Annotated in this window: 21 protein-coding genes; 10 read left to right on the top strand and 11 right to left on the bottom strand. The window is 34.1% G+C overall.

Annotation, left to right across the window (positions count from 1 at the left end; translation table 11 throughout):
* Positions 1-4 precede the first annotated feature (4 nt).
* From rpmG to ACTXGU_RS13050, 3 genes are all read right to left on the bottom strand, one after another.
* Positions 5-154 (bottom strand): 50S ribosomal protein L33, encoded by a 150-nt coding sequence (gene rpmG / locus ACTXGU_RS13040; RefSeq protein ID WP_443481953.1) that lies wholly within the window; start codon positions 152-154, stop codon positions 5-7.
* A 19-nt stretch (positions 155-173) separates the two neighbouring features.
* Complete coding sequence (locus ACTXGU_RS13045) at positions 174-1,361, bottom strand: GTP-binding protein (RefSeq protein WP_443481954.1); 1,188 nt, start codon at positions 1,359-1,361, stop codon at positions 174-176.
* 302 nt (positions 1,362-1,663) lie between these two features.
* A complete protein-coding gene (locus tag ACTXGU_RS13050; protein ID WP_443481955.1) occupies positions 1,664-2,782 on the bottom strand; it encodes a Gfo/Idh/MocA family protein in 1,119 nt (372 codons plus the stop codon).
* A 107-nt stretch (positions 2,783-2,889) separates the two neighbouring features.
* Here ACTXGU_RS13050 and ACTXGU_RS13055 point away from each other — a divergent pair, with 107 nt between their 5' ends.
* The 4 genes from ACTXGU_RS13055 to ACTXGU_RS13070 all read left to right on the top strand — a co-directional run bounded on the left by ACTXGU_RS13055 (position 2,890) and on the right by ACTXGU_RS13070 (position 6,569).
* Positions 2,890-3,750 carry a LysR family transcriptional regulator gene (locus tag ACTXGU_RS13055; protein ID WP_443481956.1) on the top strand — a complete coding sequence of 287 codons (861 nt, stop codon included), beginning with the start codon at positions 2,890-2,892 and terminating at the stop codon, positions 3,748-3,750.
* Positions 3,751-3,844: 94 nt separating this feature from the next.
* Complete coding sequence (locus tag ACTXGU_RS13060) at positions 3,845-4,486, top strand: TetR/AcrR family transcriptional regulator (RefSeq protein WP_443481957.1); 642 nt, start codon at positions 3,845-3,847, stop codon at positions 4,484-4,486.
* A gap of 90 nt (positions 4,487-4,576) precedes the next feature.
* On the top strand, positions 4,577-5,569 hold the full coding sequence (locus ACTXGU_RS13065) for a thiamine pyrophosphate-dependent dehydrogenase E1 component subunit alpha (protein WP_443481958.1): 993 nt from the start codon (positions 4,577-4,579) through the stop codon (positions 5,567-5,569).
* A 16-nt stretch (positions 5,570-5,585) separates the two neighbouring features.
* Positions 5,586-6,569 (top strand): alpha-ketoacid dehydrogenase subunit beta, encoded by a 984-nt coding sequence (locus ACTXGU_RS13070; RefSeq protein WP_443481959.1) that lies wholly within the window; start codon positions 5,586-5,588, stop codon positions 6,567-6,569.
* Positions 6,570-6,758: 189 nt separating this feature from the next.
* On the opposite strand, the gene ACTXGU_RS13075 is transcribed toward ACTXGU_RS13070, so the two are convergent.
* The 5 genes from ACTXGU_RS13075 to ACTXGU_RS13095 form a co-directional block, all read right to left on the bottom strand.
* Positions 6,759-6,956, bottom strand: a complete 198-nt coding sequence (locus ACTXGU_RS13075; protein ID WP_443481960.1) for a YwbE family protein — start codon at positions 6,954-6,956, stop codon at positions 6,759-6,761.
* Positions 6,956-7,144: a hypothetical protein gene (locus tag ACTXGU_RS13080; protein ID WP_443481961.1), complete on the bottom strand. Its 189-nt coding sequence runs from the start codon at positions 7,142-7,144 to the stop codon at positions 6,956-6,958. Before ACTXGU_RS13080 ends, ACTXGU_RS13075 begins: the two co-directional genes overlap by 1 nt.
* Positions 7,145-7,459: 315 nt before the next feature.
* Positions 7,460-8,026 carry a permease gene (locus tag ACTXGU_RS13085; RefSeq protein ID WP_443481962.1) on the bottom strand — a complete coding sequence of 189 codons (567 nt, stop codon included), beginning with the start codon at positions 8,024-8,026 and terminating at the stop codon, positions 7,460-7,462.
* 144 nt (positions 8,027-8,170) lie between these two features.
* Entirely contained in the window at positions 8,171-8,740 is a 570-nt protein-coding gene (locus tag ACTXGU_RS13090; RefSeq protein WP_443481963.1) for a TetR/AcrR family transcriptional regulator, read from the bottom strand.
* An 11-nt stretch (positions 8,741-8,751) separates the two neighbouring features.
* Positions 8,752-9,441, bottom strand: coding sequence for an MBL fold metallo-hydrolase (locus ACTXGU_RS13095; RefSeq protein WP_443481964.1), 690 nt, complete (start codon positions 9,439-9,441; stop codon positions 8,752-8,754).
* Between the two features lie 552 nt (positions 9,442-9,993).
* On the opposite strand from ACTXGU_RS13095, the gene ACTXGU_RS13100 reads away from it, so the two are divergent.
* Complete coding sequence (locus ACTXGU_RS13100) at positions 9,994-10,632, top strand: hypothetical protein (protein WP_443481965.1); 639 nt, start codon at positions 9,994-9,996, stop codon at positions 10,630-10,632.
* A gap of 88 nt (positions 10,633-10,720) precedes the next feature.
* A complete protein-coding gene (locus ACTXGU_RS13105) occupies positions 10,721-11,089 on the top strand; it encodes a hypothetical protein (protein ID WP_443482015.1) in 369 nt (122 codons plus the stop codon).
* Positions 11,090-11,180: 91 nt separating this feature from the next.
* Here ACTXGU_RS13105 and ACTXGU_RS13110 read toward each other — a convergent pair whose 3' ends face one another.
* The 3 genes from ACTXGU_RS13110 to ACTXGU_RS13120 are packed head-to-tail and all read right to left on the bottom strand — an operon-like array spanning position 11,181 to position 12,972.
* Positions 11,181-12,086, bottom strand: a complete 906-nt coding sequence (locus tag ACTXGU_RS13110; RefSeq protein WP_443481966.1) for an ABC transporter ATP-binding protein — start codon at positions 12,084-12,086, stop codon at positions 11,181-11,183.
* Complete coding sequence (locus ACTXGU_RS13115) at positions 12,086-12,775, bottom strand: ABC transporter permease (RefSeq protein ID WP_443481967.1); 690 nt, start codon at positions 12,773-12,775, stop codon at positions 12,086-12,088. Before ACTXGU_RS13115 ends, ACTXGU_RS13110 begins: the two co-directional genes overlap by 1 nt.
* Positions 12,776-12,777: 2 nt before the next feature.
* The gene (locus ACTXGU_RS13120; protein ID WP_443481968.1) at positions 12,778-12,972 is read right to left on the bottom strand and encodes a hypothetical protein; all 195 of its coding nucleotides are present in this window, start codon (positions 12,970-12,972) and stop codon (positions 12,778-12,780) included.
* A gap of 146 nt (positions 12,973-13,118) precedes the next feature.
* Between ACTXGU_RS13120 and ACTXGU_RS13125 the strand changes: the two genes are divergently transcribed.
* From ACTXGU_RS13125 to ACTXGU_RS13140, 4 genes are all read left to right on the top strand, one after another.
* Positions 13,119-13,841, top strand: a complete 723-nt coding sequence (locus ACTXGU_RS13125) for a response regulator transcription factor (RefSeq protein WP_443481969.1) — start codon at positions 13,119-13,121, stop codon at positions 13,839-13,841.
* Entirely contained in the window at positions 13,828-15,570 is a 1,743-nt protein-coding gene (locus ACTXGU_RS13130; protein ID WP_443481970.1) for a sensor histidine kinase, read from the top strand. Before ACTXGU_RS13125 ends, ACTXGU_RS13130 begins: the two co-directional genes overlap by 14 nt.
* A 254-nt stretch (positions 15,571-15,824) precedes the next feature.
* Positions 15,825-17,420, top strand: a complete 1,596-nt coding sequence (locus ACTXGU_RS13135) for a GH3 family domain-containing protein (protein ID WP_443481971.1) — start codon at positions 15,825-15,827, stop codon at positions 17,418-17,420.
* Entirely contained in the window at positions 17,417-18,610 is a 1,194-nt protein-coding gene (locus ACTXGU_RS13140) for an MFS transporter (protein WP_443481972.1), read from the top strand. Before ACTXGU_RS13135 ends, ACTXGU_RS13140 begins: the two co-directional genes overlap by 4 nt.
* Positions 18,611-18,654: the final 44 nt, after the last annotated feature.

An 18,654-nucleotide genomic window follows, 5' to 3' on the forward strand; every position in this document is an offset into this window, starting at 1 on the left:
CTGCTTATTTTGTTTCACGATGAAGGGTGTGACGTTTTAAACGGGGACAATATTTTTTTAATTCAATTCTATCTGGATTTGTTCGTTTATTTTTTGTAGTGATATAATTACGATCTCCTGTTTCTGTACATGCTAGTGTTATCGATACTCTCATTTTTATCGCTCCTAATTTTTTACTGTGCCACTGTAAAAGGTGGAATCGGATCGTTCAACAATGTCCAATCAGACTCCATTTCTTCTTCTTTTAAAATACATGCATCTAAGGATTGTATTAATTCTTCCTGATTCATTCCAATCCCGATCAAAACTAATTCTGTCATTCTATCACCGTATGTTGGATCCCATTTTGCAGCTAGTTCTGGCTCTTCTGCTAAAATTTGATCAATTTCTAGCTGCGGATAAGCTGCAATCCAATTTCCAGCAGCTTGTATCATAATCGAGGGACCAGCTTGCGATAATAAGCCAACCATATCATTTCGAGAAGCAAGCCAAAAGAATCCTTTCGCTCTTACAATATCCTCCGGCCAATTCTCTAACCACTTCATTAACCGTTCTGGATGAAATGGGCGATTATTGCGGTAAACAAAAGAAGAAATGCCATACTCCTCTGTTTCAGGTGTATGTTCTTCATTTAATTCCTTTATCCATCCCGCTCCTTCACTCGCTTTTTCAAAATCAAAAAGGTTCGTATCCATCACTTGGTCTAAAGACACACGAGCATGATCTGTTTCGATTATTTGTGCATCTGGATTTAATTTTTGTATCAATCCCTTTAATTCTTTTGTAGCTTCTTCTCCAACTAAATCGACTTTATTTAGTAAAATAACATTGGCAAATTCGATTTGATCGATTAACAGATCTACTATTTCTCTAGTATCTGTTTCATCTGCAGCCTGCTTTCTGTCAAGAAGCGTTTCTCCTGACGCAAAATCCTTCCAAAAACGGTTGGCATCAACAACAGTTACCATCGTATCTAATCTGCAAATGCTGGATAAATCAATATTCAGCGTTTCATCTATATATGTAAAAGTTTGCGCAACTGGAATCGGCTCACTTATCCCTGAGGATTCAATGAGGATGTAATCAATATTGCCTAATGCAACAAGCTTTTCCACTTCTTTCATCAAATCATCCCGCAATGTACAGCAAATGCAGCCATTTTGCATTTCCACCAACTTCTCTTCCGTTCTTGAAAATCCACCTTGTTTAATAAGAGCGGCATCAACATTTACTTCACTCATATCGTTGACAATGACAGCTACTTTTTTTCCTTCCTTATTACCTAGAATGTGATTTAATAAGGTTGTTTTTCCCGAACCTAAATAGCCACTTAATACAGTTACTGGTATTTTTTTATTCATTATAATCCTCCTTCTTTTATATGTTCTGATACTTTTCTAAGATTGTTATATTTACTTGGCAATTACTAAGCTTGAAACTTTTTATATTAAATCGAAATAATTACGATTTAAATCACACTTTTATATTTTAAAACGTAATCATTACTATTTGCAAGTGATTTTTATTTTTTCCATTAGTGAACACAGTATAATAGCTGCTTTTAGTTAGTAATTTTCAAGGTAAGCTTTAGAATAAAAAGACTCCACCTCAAAATAACTTAGATGAGGGAGCCTTTTGACCATTTTCCATTTTAATAAAGTTACTACTCTTTTAGAACTACTTTTTTACCTGTCTCTGCTGATTCTTGAATAGCATCTAACAATTGATGCAATTTCACAGCGTCATGAAAATTTGGAATTTGACGTTTATTCTCTAAGATGTCTTGGGCAAATTGATTATACGCTTTTTCAATATATCCTTTTGGGGTTTTATCTTCTTCTGAAGATTGCTTTACTTCTTCAATATAAATATCATTCGTTCCTGTACTTAAAGAAGAATAGTTCGGGTGCATGATTTTTTCAATTTTAAGATTACCAAATTGCACATGTCCGTAAGAATGATTTTGTACTAAACGAAAAACCCCTTTTTCTCCTCGAATTTCTAAACTAAATGCAGGATAAACACCAGCTTGAATATGAACGGATGTAGACGTACCGTCAACAAGTGTGCCATTTATTAATATTTGATCTGCTGTATCTTTAGTGATCTTTTTACCTGTTTCCTTTATGATTGCTTCTGGATAATTGTTATTCATTGTTGCAGTTACTTCTTTAAAGTCACTTAATATATAGCAGAGAACGTCAAGTGAATGTCCGCCATTAATGGTAAGCAGACTTGCTCCATTTTCTTTTTTTAAAAGATAGGCGCTTTTTTGATCCGTTATCCCCCCTTTTCCTTGGGTAGCTACTTGCATCGTACAAGATAATACCTTGCCAATTCCCCCCTGTTTGATCGCTTGTTTTAAATAAATCACTTCAGGAGATTGCCGCGCCTGCAATCCAATAGCATGATGAATATTCGCTTGATCTGCTAAAGCTGCCAATTCTTTTGCTTGTCTTGTATTTATAGCAAGTGGCCATTCACAATAAAAATGCTTCTTTTGCTCGATGGCTGCGATTGAGGCTTCATAATGAAAAGGTACTTTTACACTAACGACAACCAAATCAACCTCTTTGGATTTTGCTAATACCTGATGGTCTGTACATGCTAAAGGAGCGCTAAGTGTTGCTGCACTTTCTGTCGCAGATGTTATATTTGATGTTCCTATCGCCATAATCCGATAACATGGATGTTCTTTAAGTACGGGAATATGTGTATGACTAGCCCACTGATTATTTAATGAACCTCCAATAATTCCTACATTGATGATTTTATGTTCCATCTTGTTCCCTCCTATCGACTTAAACCAAGTATAATGAAGAATAAATATCATGAATAATGTTATTAAATGATACTGACATCACTTTTTTTGATGGGAGATAGAAGAAAATGGATATAGAAAACATGAAGGCTTTTGTTACAGTTGCAGAATGTAAAAGTATATCAGCTGCTGCGATGAAACTTAACCATCTTCAATCCAATATGACCGCAAAAATTAAAAAGATAGAAGCTTATTATAATCAAGAATTATTTATTAGACATACAAAAGGAGTAGAGTTAACAAGAGAAGGAGAAAAATTATATCAACAATTAAAAAGAATATTGTTTCTTTGGGAAGAAACAGAAAATAAGATGAAAAAACAGGATGAAAAACTTCGTATTGGCACGATGGTATCTATCGGTGGAACACAATTTTTGAATGCTCTTAATAAACTTAAAAAGTCATACCCTGATTTATCCGTCACTTTAAAAACAGGATCAACAGATGAGATAGAAGAACAAATTCTTCTTGGTAATATTGATATTGCTTATACGATTGGAGCACTGGACAATCCACAAATTAAATATACAAAAACAGGGGTTGAAGAACTCGTATTAGTAGGAGATGGAATAAGTGAAAATACAAGATTGGAAGATTATATAAGTGGAAAAAATCTACTTGTACTATCAGATAATTGTTTATATCTCTCCATACTGCGTCAAATTTTTGCGAAATTAAATATTGATCATGGTGAGATCATTGAAGTTGGAGATCTAGAAACGATTATACAATTTGCTTCCATGGGGATGGGCATTTCTTTAGCTTCTAAAAGATTAGTAAATCGCAATCATATCGATCGTTATTTAGACGTTCCTTCTGCTTATCGATATATAGACTTATACTTCATTACGCGTATAAATCATCAGTTAACACCTATAGAAAAACAATTTATCGAGTTAAATGACTTAATGGTGAATATGGATTATTGAGGAAAAATAAGTAAATTAAATTGACAAGTAAGAAAAGAGAATGATACGATTAATACATACCAACCGTATGTATTTAAAAAAAGGGAGGCTTATAATGGCTAGAAATAAATATCCCGAACAAACTGTAAGTCGTATTTTGGATATTTCACTTAAACTTTTTTTAGAAAAAGGGTATGAAAAAACAACGATTCAAGATATTGTTGATCATTTGGGTTACCTAAGTAAAGGTGCTATTTATCATCATTTTAGTTCAAAAGAAGATATTATTGACGCTGTTATAATGAGGATGTACGAAGAACATAATTTATTTAATAAATTAAAAAATGAGCATTTATTAAATGGATTACAAAAAATGAAAAAAGTTTTTGTAGAATCGATAACTAGTGAAGAACAGCAGCAACTTCTTCGTTCATCCCCAACCTTAATGAAAAATCCAAAATTTTTATCAAGACATATTGATCGATGTGTATCCTTTTATGCACCTTTATTGCAGACAATCATTGAAGAAGGAATTTCAGATGGTTCTATCACTGTTGACAATTCAAAAGAATTGTCCGAGGTTGTTATGCTTTTAGTAAATGTTTGGTTAAATCCCGCTGTATTTTCTGTTACCAATGATCACTTTACACAAAAGATCCATTTTTTCAAAACACTTCTTGACAGTATAGGTTTACCAGTTATCGATGACGAAATTATGTTGGTACTTAATGATTTTCGTAGTGCAATATTTTCTTAGATTTATCATTTTCTAAAAATATCCTGCCTAAAAGGTAGTTTATTTTTATCATTTTACATACCAACGTTCGGTATTAAAGGAGGAATACTTATGACGAAAAAAAGGCACCTTACTCTTGGTTTATCAGATGGAGCTGTGTTAAATATGTTTGAAGTAATGCTAATTGCTAGAAAAATTGATGAGCGATTGTGGCAGTTATTTCGTATAGGGAAAATTCCATTTGTCGTTTCATGTCAAGGACAAGAAGCAGCTCAAGTTGGTGCTGCTTTTGCTCTTAATCGAGAAATTGATTATATTTTACCATATTATCGAGATTTGGGAGTCGTTTTGGCGTTTGGTATGACTGCACGCGATATAATGCTCGCTAGTTTTGGAAAGGAAGAGGATCCAAGTTCGGGTGGACGTCAAATGCCTAATCACTTTGGACAGAAAAAAAATCGGATAGTAACAGGTTCTTCTCCAGTTACGACTCAAATTCCTCATGCAGTTGGAATTGCTCTTGGGGGAAGACTAGAAGGAAGAGATTTTGTGACTTTTACAACATTTGGTGAAGGTTCCTCAAACCAAGGAGATTTTCATGAAGGCTTAAACTTTGCAGCAGTCCATAAATTACCTTGCATATTTATGTGTGAAAACAATAAATATGCGATCTCTGTACCAATACATAAGCAACTGGTGTGTGAAAATGTATCAGATCGAGCGATTGCTTACGGAATGACCGGAGTAACCGTAGATGGTAATGATCCGCTTGCTGTGTATGCAGCAGTAAAAGAAGCTTCTGACCGTGGCCGTCGTGGTGAAGGCCCTACCTTAGTTGAAACGATTTGTTATAGATTAACACCACATTCTAGTAATGATGATGACCTTGCTTATCGATCTCGTGAAGAAGTGGAAAATGCGAAAAAGCTTGACCCAATTCATTCATTTGCTAATTATTTACAAGAAGTCGGTCTGTTAACGGATGAGAAAATAAAGGATATGGAAGAACGTATTACGGTAAAAATAAACGAGGCAACAGAGTACGCAGCAAATGTTCCATTTGCAGATCCAGAAAGTGCACTAAAATATGTTTACGAAGAGTAGAGAGGGATGAAATACTATGGCAGTTATATCTTATATAGAAGCGGTAACTCAAGCACTTAAAGAAGAAATGGAGCGAGATGAAAAAGTATTTATTTTAGGTGAAGATGTAGGAATTAGAGGTGGTGTGTATCGAGCGACGAATGGATTATATGAGCAATTTGGTGAGCAACGTGTAATTGATACACCGCTTGCTGAATCTGCAATAGCTGGTGTTGGAATCGGTGCTGCGATTTATGGAATGCGTCCGGTAGCTGAGATGCAATTTGCAGATTTTATTATGCCGGCAGTGAATCAGATTATTTCCGAGGCTGCCAAAATTCGCTATCGTTCGAACAATGATTGGCAGTGTCCACTTACAATTCGTGCGCCGTTTGGTGGAGGTATGCGTGGTGGATTGTATCATTCTCAATCGGTGGAAGCGATGTTTGCGAACGTACCTGGATTAAAAATTGTTATCCCTTCTACACCATATGATGCGAAAGGATTGTTGAAGGCAGCTATCCGTGATAATGATCCTGTTTTATTTTTTGAGCACAAGCGTGCTTATCGTCTCCTAAAAGGTGAGGTTCCTGAAACCGACTACACTTTACCAATCGGTAAAGCTGAAGTGAAAAAAGAGGGAGATGATATCACAGTTATTACGTATGGTCTTTGTGTTCATTATGCTCAGCAGGTTGCGGAGCGCTTGGAGAAAGAGGGGATTTCTGCCCATATTTTAGACCTCCGTACAGTGTATCCACTTGATAAAAAAGCGGTTATTAAGGCTGCAAATCGGACAGGAAAGGTACTTCTTGTAACAGAAGCGAACAAGGAAGGAAGTATTATGAGTGAGGTAGCAGCTGTGATTGCCGAACATTGTTTATTTGATCTTGATGCACCAATTCAACGATTAGCAGGTCCTGATGTCCCTGCAATGCCTTTTGCTCCAACAACGGAACAATTCTTTATGATTAACCCAGAGAAGATTGAAAAAGCAATGCGTGAATTGGCTGAATTTTAGATTATGGAGGAAAGTGTCAGGTTGAAAAAAAGATGCTCTCCTTCTTTGGAATGGGGAACAGCACAGAATTCCCATCATTTATTACAACAAAAGGGATGAATTCTATGTAATTTAGTAAAGTTCATCCCTTCTCTTAAATGTAGTTTATTTTTCCGACAAAATTTGAGCGATGCCAGTCCACTACCCATTCTATCCCTCACAAACCAACTGCACTCTCCCAACTTTTCCATCTGTTAGTCTAACTTTTATCCCATGGGGGTGGAAAGGAGAATTTGTCAAGATATCCTTCACTACTCCTGTTGTTCGTTTTCCAGTTTTTTGATCCGCTTTCAGCACAATTTCAACTGTTATGCCTGGTTTAATATCTTTTCTATTTTGACCGTTCATTACACACCCATTCGTTTTCGTTGATTATTTGGCTTTTTTGTTTGTTGGCTATTCAACTTTTGCATTTTTTGATTGCCATTCACATTCGCTTTGCCATTTTGTGCATTTTGTTTTTTATTTGCCAGCTGTTGCTTCATTGCTTCTTGAAGACTTATTTTCTTTTTTTCTTTTTCATTAGATTCGTTCAAGTTAAATCCCTCCAGTATCTGTTCGTACTATAAATAATATGACCATTGTGTATTCAAATTAAAATGTAGACAAATAATATTCCGAAAACAACATCGTTTGTCTGCGGTTTGCATCAGTAATTTACATCATAACAGGTTCATGGAAAATAGAACAGTTCATCTTCCATTTACTAATTAAAAATCAAAACAACTAAAATAAATAAATGACTGTGCAAAAACACTGTTTTTTGTTTTTTCCGTAATCACTCCCCCAAAAAAAGAAGCGCAGCCAATTGATCTACCCCCCTAAATAAATCTGCAACTATTTAATTTTCCTTAATCCATAAAATCTAAGACTAAGGATAAAACCAATAATACACTCACTAAACTACTTGTGAAGATAACCAATTTTTTATTTTGTTTATTCTTTCCCTTTAACAAAGAGCGAGAATACATCATTCCACCAATCACCACTAATGCCAACTCCAATAACATCGTTAAAACCGGCCATTGCCATAGTCCAAATCCTACTTGTGGAATATTTCCGATATTGCCTGGAAGGATGCTTAAATCTGGACGATGTACGAATAAATCTAGTATCCAATGGCTGAAAACAACGGATCCGATAATAAATGCTTGTTTTTTTCCTAAAAACTTTAAAGCAATAAATCCCGCAATAATGGCAAGGATGATGGCACTAACAAGAGAATGGGAATAATCAATAGTAAAAATACCTGCTCCGTAACCTCCATCTCCTACCGTTTCTATCTTTTCTGCCCCTGTCAACAATAAAGGTACAAAAGCAATATCAAGCAGCTGCGTACTTGCCATTAGCGTCCATAGCGGTATATCAGGATTTTTTGCTTTAACAGCTGCAGCGAGTCCAAAATGTCCAGCAAACATAACTTAATTCATCCCCTTTCTTCTAACTTTGCTATCTAAAGCCCCACAAACGATTGTAAAAAGCAGCGTAAAAATAATAAAATTCATTTAATTATTCCTCCTATTATTTTAAAAATTTTTGAGTGGCAACAGGCGCCACAAATTTTATTCTTTCATTTTTTCAATTCCTGCCAAAAAAGTATCAATTAAAAGTTTAAAGCTTTTATCAATATCCAGTGGCATGCCAAACCCTTGTTTAAGTTCGATGGATGCAAATCCATGCAGAATGCTCCTAAATCCACGAATGGCATGAATCGATGCCTCTTCATCTAATTCATAAGGACGTAAAACATCGACTAGAAGGGCAATTATTTTATCAGATACCTCTACAATTTCTACTTGCTCTGGGCCAGGAGCCTGTATCGTTAATTCATATAATCCAGGATGCCTTCTTGAAAAAGCAATATATGCCTTACTTAAAGAATGAATTGCTTCTTCCTTTTCTAATCCATTTGCAGCTTGCTTTAAGTCCGAATAAATCATTTCTGCCCCAAGAAGTGTTAAACGCTTAAGCAATTCCGGCAATCCGTTGATATGATTATAAAGAGATGGTGACTTTATTTTGAGCCGTTTTGCTAAATTCGCCATCGTTACTTCCTGTAATCCCTCAACATCTGCTATTTCTACAGCTACTTTTATAATATCGTCTAGTACGATTCCTGCTCTCGGTGACATAAAACCTTCTCCTAACTATTGATTATTTTTTCCAGTTGATGCTGTGGATTTTCTAGCAACTCTCCATGCCCCACTGCTAATAGCGTAATGTTTAATGGCATAATTTTTTTGGCGCTATTTACTGCTTCTTCCTTATTCCAGGTTGCCATTGCAGGGAAAGGAAATAATAGTTTTCTTTGTCCAGAGATGGCAAAGCCTCCTTTTGTTTGAAAAGCATCTCCAGCAATTAAACTATTGTCCCTGCTGTCCAAAAAAGCCATGCTGCCAGGAGTATGGCCTGGCATTTTAATGCAAGTCAGCGAACCAATTCGATCGCCGTCTTTTAGTAAAACATCAGGTTTCGTTTTAACATTTTTCGGCAGCCCTCCTTTTAATGGATACGGTTCTTCCTCCTTATCAATAGAATAATCTCCATTCAAAATACGGGCATCTCTTTCCGAGATATACACCTTTGCATTAGGAAGGTGCTCCTTTAAAGCATCCAAAGAACCAACGTGGTCATCATGTGCATGTGTTAAAACAATTTTCGTAATCGGCTTTTTTAGATTCTCTGCTGTCTTTAATATTTTCTTATAGCTAAAAGGCAATGCTGCATCAATTAATGTAAGCTCTTTTTCCTCCTCAACAAGATAACAATTAACTGGAAATACATGAGGTAAAAAAGATAGTTGATACAAAAAATTTCGCTTTATTAATCTCATTTATTTTCCCTCCTAAATAAAAACTAATGGTATTAGTTTTAATATAACTAATACCATTAGTTTTGGCAAGTAGAATGTTCAATAATAATATTCGACAAATTTCGATTAAAGCTTCTACATAAATGCACAAAACCTTTTGTTTAAATTATCACTTTATTCAGTTAATTAATTGGTATAGCGTCAGGAAAATGTGGATTTACAACGTTCAGGACATTTCAATCAATTTAAGCAGCTCCTTCGAACCCTAAAGTAAATAAATAATGAAGGAAGTCTGTCACTCAACATGCAGAAAAAAATTCCAAAATATTATACACTCTGTCTAATACTAGCGTTGTTTATGTTCAAATATAATTAGCTAATAGGTTTGTTAAACTTTGAAAAATAATAGGCTCAACAATGGAATAAACACAAAGTATCCAATTAGTAAAGAACTATATCGGTGGTTAAATTTCAAAATGAGGAGGAGTATTTATGAGATGGTCACGAAAAATTAGATAGGCAGTATACCAATCTATGATAGATATAAAATACCTTGAAATATCGGAGGTCATAATGAGAAGTCTACCTGTGAACTTAATATGGTTTATTTGTTCTATTACGTTAAATGCTTTAGGAAATAGCTTTATGATAATGGCTAACCTAGGAAATGCCCCCTGGGCAGCTGCTGGGCAAAACCTTGTATCCATATTACCGTTTTCCATTGGTGTCTGCATTATTATTTTGAATTTCTGTTCGTTTTTACTTAGTTATTTAATGAAAATAAAATTTACCGTGGTGACAATTATCAAAAGTATGGCTCTCACCTTCGTTTTTGGAATATTTATTGATTTGTTTGTGTACTTACATCACATTGTGTATGTACCGGAGAATATATGGATTCTTTGTTTATATTTATTAATAGGGTTTAACCTTATTGCAGTCGCTGTATGCATTTACTTTCAATCAAGCTCAGTTTATTTGCCGTCTGACTATTTGTTGAAGGCGTTTGGGAAGCTAATGGACAATTATACATTAGGAACAATCTTTTGTACGTCAATTCCGATATCCATCAGCATTATTATTATTCTCTTTCAACACCATGTAACTGGTCTTGGTATAGGCACGATGTTATTTATGTTTGGAATTGGATTTTTAATTGACCTTTATAATCGCTGGATTGTGATTCAAAAACAAAATACGTACTCAGCATAAAGTAGTGCAGGCTAATTGTTGAACAACCCCGTAACAATAACGAAAGAGTCTTTAAAAGAATTATATAGTAGTTTGAAATAATACATATATAAAACAAACAGCTGCTGCACACGCTTGTTCCTATCCACTAACCCAAGATTTTGGCGTTCCACATGGCGAGGCATGTGCGATGACCCTTCCTTCTTTTTGGAAATTGAACAGCCAATTGGAAAGTGAATCAGAGCGTTTAAATGCTTTTAGTCAACGTCTTGGATTTAAAAATGCGGAAGCATTAGCAGACCGTATTGACGAAATGAAAAAAGAAATGGGATTAAAAATGACGTTAGAAAATGCAGGCGTCAAAACAGAAGAAGATTTAGACAAACTTGTTGAAGGCAGCTTTGCTCCTAATATGTTGAACAACCCAGTAACAATAACAAAAGAGTCTTTAAAAGAGTTATATAGTAGTTTGAAATAATACATATTAAATAAAAAGGGATGACCTCTACTAAACTAGTAAAGTTCATCCCTTCTTTTATCGACCAAACTCGAGCAGCACTACGCTAAAACTAATCCAAAAATATTTCTTCTAAAGATGGTTCCTCTACTTCTACTCGATAGATGTCTACTTTGCACTGTGTGAACGCTCGAATAATTTCTGCAATTTTTTTCTCGTCGTTTACAGTAATAGTTAAATTGGTATCTCTTATTTCTAAATCTGTCCCTGTGTTTTCAAGCCATTGAAATAAATTAGTCTGTTCTGATTTTGGTATAGGAGAAAATTTCAGCTTTGCGATAATATTAGATCGATAGAAGGCTCGAAGCTGATCCATTGTTCCCATTTTAACAATTTTTCCTTCTTTCATAATGGCGATTCTAGAACAAAGCTTCTCTACTTCATCAAGATTATGGGAAGTCATAAAAATTGTCTTTCCCCTTTTTTGAAGGTCAAAAATCAGCCGATAAATTTGAATAGCAGATTCGACATCCATTCCAGAGGTAGGTTCATCTAGAAATATCAATTCTGGATCATGAATAAGAGCCTGTGCAATCCCCAGTTTCTTTTTCATTCCAAAGGAAAATTTCCCCGTTTTTTTATTTGCATGTGCTGATAAACCAACTGCCTCTAATACTTCCAAACATCTTCCTTTTGATGCCGCATTACCTGAAAGAGCAGAAAGGAAACGTAAATGTTCCATAGCGGTAGAAGAAGCATAAAAAGTAGAATAATCGGGCATCACACCAATCTTCTGCTTTACTCGATCATTTTGGCCTTTTTCACCTAATAATATATAAGATCCGGAACTTGGTTGAATGATTCCTGTCAACATATTGATAAAAGTAGATTTCCCCGCACCATTTCGTCCTAAGAAACCAAAGATTTCTCCTTTATTTATCGTAAGGTCGATCCCTTTTACAACAGGATGAGCTCCATAAGATTTGCTTAATTGTTTTACTTCTACTACAACACTCATCAGCACTCTCTCCTTTTAAAAATTTGATTGGCAATGATAAGAAGTATTCCTGAAAATATTAGTACAACTAGAAAAGTATAATTATTTAGATCCAAATAGTAAAAGGGAGTAATATATTTTATCCAGCTTACATAAACATTCGATGTTAAAGTAATCCAAAAACCTAAAATAGGGAAAACAAGTCCAACCACAATCCCAAGAAACATCGTAATTCCAGGCTTTGAAATAAGCACAGAAAGCAAAATAGCAAAAGCTATTTGATAAGCTAATAAACTCATTGTTTGTAAAAAAAGAAAAACATCGAACTTCTTCGCAAAAATGCTGATAATTAAAAAAGAAGTTAAAACACATACAAACCAAAATATCCAAATCCCCAAAAACTTTCCCATCACAATGGAAGTTCGCGACGTTCTCGTTACTAAAAATCGGACTGTTCGCTCATGAATCTCTCTGTTCATGCTATCGTGTGAAAGACTCATGACAAACAATTGGCCAAATATTAAGATAAGAAACATGAGGCTGACTGTATGAATGTCTTCTGCTTCACTTGCTGGCAACTCGATCCCACTTTTAATTAAATTAGCAAACTTTGCTGAATAATAGGAAGTAGCCAATAAAATAATCAATATAATGATAGACTTTATTCCCTTAAATAAGCTAAAAAATTCTCTTTTTCCAATAACGTACATCCTTACGTTCTCCTTCCTTCATCTAAACTTCGCTTCTTCTGTTTATCTACTATACTCCATGTAATTTGACCAATTAGACCAATCAGAAATATAGCCACTATCCACCAATAATACTCAGATACAAACGGCATTCCTGCATGTCTACTCAGCATGATAATTGCTGCAATCGTAGAGATTATCCTAAAAAACTTTTTCATTCTCCCACCTCTTTTTTGTACTACAGTTAGAATAACGTTTCTACCTTACTCCTATAGAAAGCAAAGCTTAATTTTTCCTTAATTTCTATTTTTTGAGTAAAGGAATGTTATGATACTTTTATATTAATTATTTAGGAGAATTTCTTATGGAAAATGCCAAACTATTAATTGTTGATGACGAACAAGCTATCTTACAAATGCTAACGATTATTTTGCAAAAAGAAGGATTTAAACAAATAGACACAGCAACAGAAGCTGAGCGTGCTCTCTCCTTATGCAAAATGAATCAATATGATTTAATCTTTTTAGATGTGATGCTGCCAGATCGAAGCGGCTTCGACATTTGTCCCCTTATCAGGGAAATAACCAATGCAACGATCTTCTTTTTAACAGCACGTTCCACTGATCTAGACAAACTTTCAGGATTTGCTTTAGGAGCAGATGATTATATTACGAAGCCCTTCAACCCGCTTGAGGTGGTCGCACGGGTAAAAGCACATTTGCGCAGACATGCAGAAAAGATGCCAAAAGCTGCAAATACAATGTACCACTATGGCCAAATTAAGGTAAATACCGTTTCAGGTGAGGTTTCCGTTAATGGTCAGAGCATTACATTGCCAGCACAAGTTTATCAATTGCTGCTGTTCTTCTGTAAACATCCTAACCAGCTTTTTAGTAAAAGTCAGCTTTATGAACAGGTATGGGGAGAGGATTTTCTAGGAGAGGATAACACGATCATGGTTCACATTAGAAAGCTCCGTGAAAAAATTGAAGAAGATCCTAGCAATCCCCAATATATCGTGACAATACGGGGACTTGGGTATAAATTTGTTGCAAATGGCGGGAATCATCACCATGAACGTTCATAAACGATTTATTGTACAGTTTTTTTTACAATTGATTTTTATGTTTACTCTTGTCCTGATTGTATTTATTACTTTTTCGGTAGTCATCGGGTTCTCTACTATGAATTTAGAAGCCAAAAATGATTTATCAAAAGCGGATAGTTTATTTTTCGATGGGAAAATTGATGTTAAAAATAATAAAGTGGTTTTTAGCAGCGAATTAAAAAAAATGGCAAAGAAACAAAATAGCTGGCTTGTTGTTTTAACATTAAATAGAGATGTTATCGGTACTTATAATGCTCCAATGCAACTTCCTAATCACTTGAGTAAAAGTGTACTAGCTTCTTTAATGCTGCAAGATGAGCATTCAGATGTAACCTATACTTATTGGGAAATTCACGAGTATACAGAGAAGCCTCTCCTTCTTTTTTTGGGGCAGGAAAACAGCGGTGCAATTCTCCTACCAATAGTCAAGTCAGAAGTTGACTGGAACCATCATCAACTAAATCTCTCCCATTCAACTATTCAACAAATGAATGAAAACAATAGCTGGGTGCAATTGATTAATGCGGATGGAGAAGTAAAAGATGAGTCTGGGACAGAAAAACAACCAAAAAAATACTCTATTAAACAATTACAAAAATTGTCCAATAAAGAGGATAAAACGTTTTTTTCATACTATGATAAACAAACAGATCAAACCATTCTATTAGGTATAAATCCTTCTAACAGTTATTCTAACTTTGAAGAAGATTTGTTTAAAACTGTTAAAAGTACAACATTTATTATATTTGTTCTAGGGCTCATCCTGCTTATTTCGGGAACAATCTGGTATGCATCTAAATTTGGCATTCCTCTTCTTACCATGATGAATTGGATTAAAAACCTTGGCGATGGGAATTATCAAGAACCCCTTGATCAACATCAGCGTCCTGTCATGCTAAAAAAGAATGGCAAACTGAAAAGAAAATACCGGTTATATAAAGATTTAATTGTGACACTTTCCCAATTAACGGAAACACTACAAAAAAACAAACAACAGAGCTTAAAAATAACGCAGACTCGGGAAGAATGGATAAGCGGTTTATCTCATGACTTAAAAACACCGCTAGCTACCATAAGCGGATATGCAGAAATGCTCAAATCGAAACAATATAGTTGGAGAGAAGAGGAAGTGAAAGCATTTTCTAGTACGATAGCAGAAAAATCAACGTACATGAAAGAATTGCTTGAAGATTTAACGATAACGTATCAACTTAAAAATGAAGCTTTGCCTATCGCAAAAGAAAAAGTAGACATGAACGAGTTTATTCGACGAATCGTCATTCACTATATCAATGATCCAACAAGCGATGATAAAGAATTTATCTTTCATCCTTATCATCAAACAGTCGAAGCTTCCATTGATCCTAAATGGTTTCAACGGATAATTGATAATTTGATTGCTAATGCAATGAAATATAATCCAGCTCAGACAACGATTACGGTATCGGTTACTCTTATCGAACAGCATCTAGTCGTGATTACGATTAAAGATAATGGAAAAGGAATGGATAATGAAACGCTTGCCAAGTTGTTCAACCGCTACTACCGTGGTACGGATACAACTAGTTCAGATAATGGAACGGGATTAGGAATGGCAATTACAAAAAAATTAGTCGAGCTTCATGGAGGATCCATTAATGTAAAAAGCCAGCTTAATGAGGGTACTACAGTTCGCATTATACTACCTGTGTTGGAAGAGGAAAATTAAGAGAAAAAGTTAAGTATAAAATCGGGGTGGTGTCTAAGTGCATCACCCTATATTTTATTCGAGAAACTTCAAGTGATGCGCAGTTACCATCCATGCAATTCCTCCAATATAGCACTTACCCTTGTTTAAAAAATAGCTAACCAATTTTAACAACTAACCAATTAACAATTGACATTTTATAACAATAATTGTATCATCAGATGGAAACTAATTATAATAATTAAGTTTCCTAAGTTTCTTTTAGGAGGGTCAATATGTTAAAAAATTACTTATTTAAAAGTTATTCTAAATTTAAACTTAGTCGTTTTAATACTCGTGTTTTTTACGGTACAGAACTTCAGGAAAGAATTTTGAAGAACATCTTATTAAAAAATAAAGATACTTATATTGGTGAAAAATATCATTTTGATAAATTAAAGTTTGTTGATCAATACAGGGAGTCTGTTCCAGTTCACTGTTATTCAAACTATCATAGTTACTTGGAAGAATCTCAAAATAAAATGAACATTTTAACAAAAGAACCAATTATCTATTGGGCAAGAACAAGTGGTTCCTCTGGAACTCCAAAATTAATTCCACATACAAAAACAAGTATTAAAAATTGGAATGAAGGTGCCATTAGAAACTATATATCTTATCTTGCGAATACTAAAAAAAGAATACTAACTAATAATTTTATTGCATTTGTAGGACCATCCTTTACTAAATATATTCATAACATTCCTGTTGGTTATATTTCCGGCATTGCTGCAAAAGAAAATAAATTCCTATCCTCTCAAAATGTAGTACCAGAACATCTAAATAATATAAATAATTTTGATGATAAATTACTACAAATTACTAAATATGCTATTAATAATAAAATTAATGGAATTGTAGGGATTACCAGTTTTTCACTTCACCTTTTACATTTTATAAAATTTCATAGTAAAGATTGGGTTAAATATAATAAGGAAGTTAGCTTTTGTTTAGATGAAAATGGAGATATTAATTTAAATAACTTATGGCCTGATTTTGGATTTATGCTTTCTACCGGTGTTATGAAAAGTGAATTTCAGTCTAAGATAAACTACCTAATAGATAATGTATGGGTTGCTGATTTTTATGCTGGAACAGAAGGAGCATATGCTTTTACTAATAATAAACAAGATAATGGAATGACTTTAAATATAGACCTTTATTTCTTTGAATTCAGAGATTTAGAAAATGGTGAAATATATAGTTTAAAAGATGCTCAGCTTTATAAACCTTATGAAGTAATCATTACAGCACCGAATGGACTTTATCGATTTACAAATGAGGATATTGTTGAGTTAGTTAGTTTGTGTCCTCCACAAATTAAAGTTCTAGGTAGAACTACGACAATGATTAATATAGCCGGTGAAAAATTAAATGAACTTGAAATCGCCTATGCCGTGAACAAAACTTTAGAAAAATATGGATTAACAGGAGAAAGATTTGTCTTTTTTGGTTGGAATGATGATCAATTGTTGGCTCATCACTGCTTGGCTATTGAACTATTCAATATAAGAAAGGAACCAGTCAAAGATTTTATTAACCATTTTGTTGAGGTTTTATCTAAAAATCGCTACTCCTATTACAAAGGATTACAATCTATTATTAAACCGGCAAATATCATCATACTAAAACCAGGAACGTTTGAACAAATAGAAAAAAATAAGGCTGCAGAGTCTGGGTTTGTTGGACATTCAAAGGTAAAAACCATTATTGATTTAGAAACAGCATGTAAACTTATAAAATCAGACCATATACTATTTGAGGATTTACCATATGAAATACGTTCTAAATTTAAATCAAAAATGGTAGACGAAGAGGAAAGAATTTTATGAAGTCTGCACTTTCTAACAATCGTGTAGAAGAATCACTTTCAAAAACCCAGTGGATGTTTATTATGATTCTTGGATTAGGTGTTAGTATTCGACAAGTTGCTATGACAATGGTAATGCCATTTCTTTCTGTTTATAGTCAAACACTCACACACTACTCCCCTTTATTGGCTGGTATAGCACTAGGGATATTTGGGCTCGGTCAAGCAATTTTCCAAATACCTTTTGGAATCTGGAGCGATCATGTTGGAAATAAAAAAGTCATTCTAGTAGGTTTGTTTTTAGTTATTTTGGGATTATTAATGGCTTATGTTGTTCATAATATGTATCTATTTATCTTAGCTAGAGCACTTCAAGGTAGCGGCGCCATTATTGCTGTTGTATTCTCGTGGGTTTCAAATGATATAAACAGTGATAACCGTATAAAAGCAATGAGTTTTTTAAGCACTAGTATTGCTGTTGCAGCTGCATTGTCTTTTATTATTGGTCCAATTATCCATGTCTTTATATCAGTGAATGATATGTTTTTAATTTGTGCCATTATTATTACATTAAGCTGGATGATGATTTTTTTATTTTTAAAAGAAAAAAATGTAAAAAAAACCAATTTATTGGATGCACCTTTTACTTATATAAAATCATTGCTTAAAAGCAAAATGTTTCTCTCTCTAAATTTTATATCGTTTATTAATAATTACATGATGACAGCAGTTTTCTACGTTATTCCTATGAATCTTGTTCATATAACAGGACTAAATGGAATGTGGAAAATATTTATGCCTGCTGTTATTGTTGCATTAATTGTAATGAAATGGATTGTGCCATTAGCACAAAAGGGATATAGTCTACACCTGCTAAGAATCTCTTCTATTATTTGTTTAATAGGTATATTCTGTTGCTTTTATAATACATTCTACATGCTGCTAATTGGATGTTCGCTATTTATGATAAGTTATTTATGCATTGCAACACTTTCTCAGAATGAAGCAAATCACGATATTGATGAGAATCGTCGTGGTACTGCAAATGGCATATTTAATAGTTTTCAATATTTAGGTTCTTTTATTGGTTCGGTATTGACCGGTTTAATCTGGGGCATTCAAACTGAATTTGCACTTATTCTAACGAGTATTATTGCGCTTTTTGGCATTGTCTTAACTTTTTCTATTCATCAACGCCAATCTGCCTCATAATTGTTTGATATAAACAGCTAAATTATTGCAAGGGAGATAATATT

Source organism: Niallia sp. 01092 (genome assembly GCF_052318935.1).
Taxonomy (GTDB): domain Bacteria; phylum Bacillota; class Bacilli; order Bacillales; family Cytobacillaceae; genus Niallia.

What these genes read in the sequence shown, in the direction of transcription:
- rpmG (WP_443481953.1), bottom strand. Translation starts at nt 154, where the DNA reads ATGAGAGTATCGATAACACTAGCATGTACAGAAACAGGAGATCGTAAT.
- ACTXGU_RS13045 (WP_443481954.1), bottom strand. Translation starts at nt 1,361, where the DNA reads ATGAATAAAAAAATACCAGTAACTGTATTAAGTGGCTATTTAGGTTCG.
- ACTXGU_RS13050 (WP_443481955.1), bottom strand. Translation starts at nt 2,782, where the DNA reads ATGGAACATAAAATCATCAATGTAGGAATTATTGGAGGTTCATTAAAT.
- ACTXGU_RS13055 (WP_443481956.1), top strand. Translation starts at nt 2,890, where the DNA reads ATGGATATAGAAAACATGAAGGCTTTTGTTACAGTTGCAGAATGTAAA.
- ACTXGU_RS13060 (WP_443481957.1), top strand. Translation starts at nt 3,845, where the DNA reads ATGGCTAGAAATAAATATCCCGAACAAACTGTAAGTCGTATTTTGGAT.
- ACTXGU_RS13065 (WP_443481958.1), top strand. Translation starts at nt 4,577, where the DNA reads ATGACGAAAAAAAGGCACCTTACTCTTGGTTTATCAGATGGAGCTGTG.
- ACTXGU_RS13070 (WP_443481959.1), top strand. Translation starts at nt 5,586, where the DNA reads ATGGCAGTTATATCTTATATAGAAGCGGTAACTCAAGCACTTAAAGAA.
- ACTXGU_RS13075 (WP_443481960.1), bottom strand. Translation starts at nt 6,956, where the DNA reads ATGAACGGTCAAAATAGAAAAGATATTAAACCAGGCATAACAGTTGAA.
- ACTXGU_RS13085 (WP_443481962.1), bottom strand. Translation starts at nt 8,026, where the DNA reads ATGTTTGCTGGACATTTTGGACTCGCTGCAGCTGTTAAAGCAAAAAAT.
- ACTXGU_RS13090 (WP_443481963.1), bottom strand. Translation starts at nt 8,740, where the DNA reads ATGTCACCGAGAGCAGGAATCGTACTAGACGATATTATAAAAGTAGCT.
- ACTXGU_RS13095 (WP_443481964.1), bottom strand. Translation starts at nt 9,441, where the DNA reads ATGAGATTAATAAAGCGAAATTTTTTGTATCAACTATCTTTTTTACCT.
- ACTXGU_RS13100 (WP_443481965.1), top strand. Translation starts at nt 9,994, where the DNA reads ATGAGAAGTCTACCTGTGAACTTAATATGGTTTATTTGTTCTATTACG.
- ACTXGU_RS13110 (WP_443481966.1), bottom strand. Translation starts at nt 12,086, where the DNA reads ATGAGTGTTGTAGTAGAAGTAAAACAATTAAGCAAATCTTATGGAGCT.
- ACTXGU_RS13115 (WP_443481967.1), bottom strand. Translation starts at nt 12,775, where the DNA reads ATGTACGTTATTGGAAAAAGAGAATTTTTTAGCTTATTTAAGGGAATA.
- ACTXGU_RS13120 (WP_443481968.1), bottom strand. Translation starts at nt 12,972, where the DNA reads ATGAAAAAGTTTTTTAGGATAATCTCTACGATTGCAGCAATTATCATG.
- ACTXGU_RS13125 (WP_443481969.1), top strand. Translation starts at nt 13,119, where the DNA reads ATGGAAAATGCCAAACTATTAATTGTTGATGACGAACAAGCTATCTTA.
- ACTXGU_RS13130 (WP_443481970.1), top strand. Translation starts at nt 13,828, where the DNA reads ATGAACGTTCATAAACGATTTATTGTACAGTTTTTTTTACAATTGATT.
- ACTXGU_RS13135 (WP_443481971.1), top strand. Translation starts at nt 15,825, where the DNA reads ATGTTAAAAAATTACTTATTTAAAAGTTATTCTAAATTTAAACTTAGT.
- ACTXGU_RS13140 (WP_443481972.1), top strand. Translation starts at nt 17,417, where the DNA reads ATGAAGTCTGCACTTTCTAACAATCGTGTAGAAGAATCACTTTCAAAA.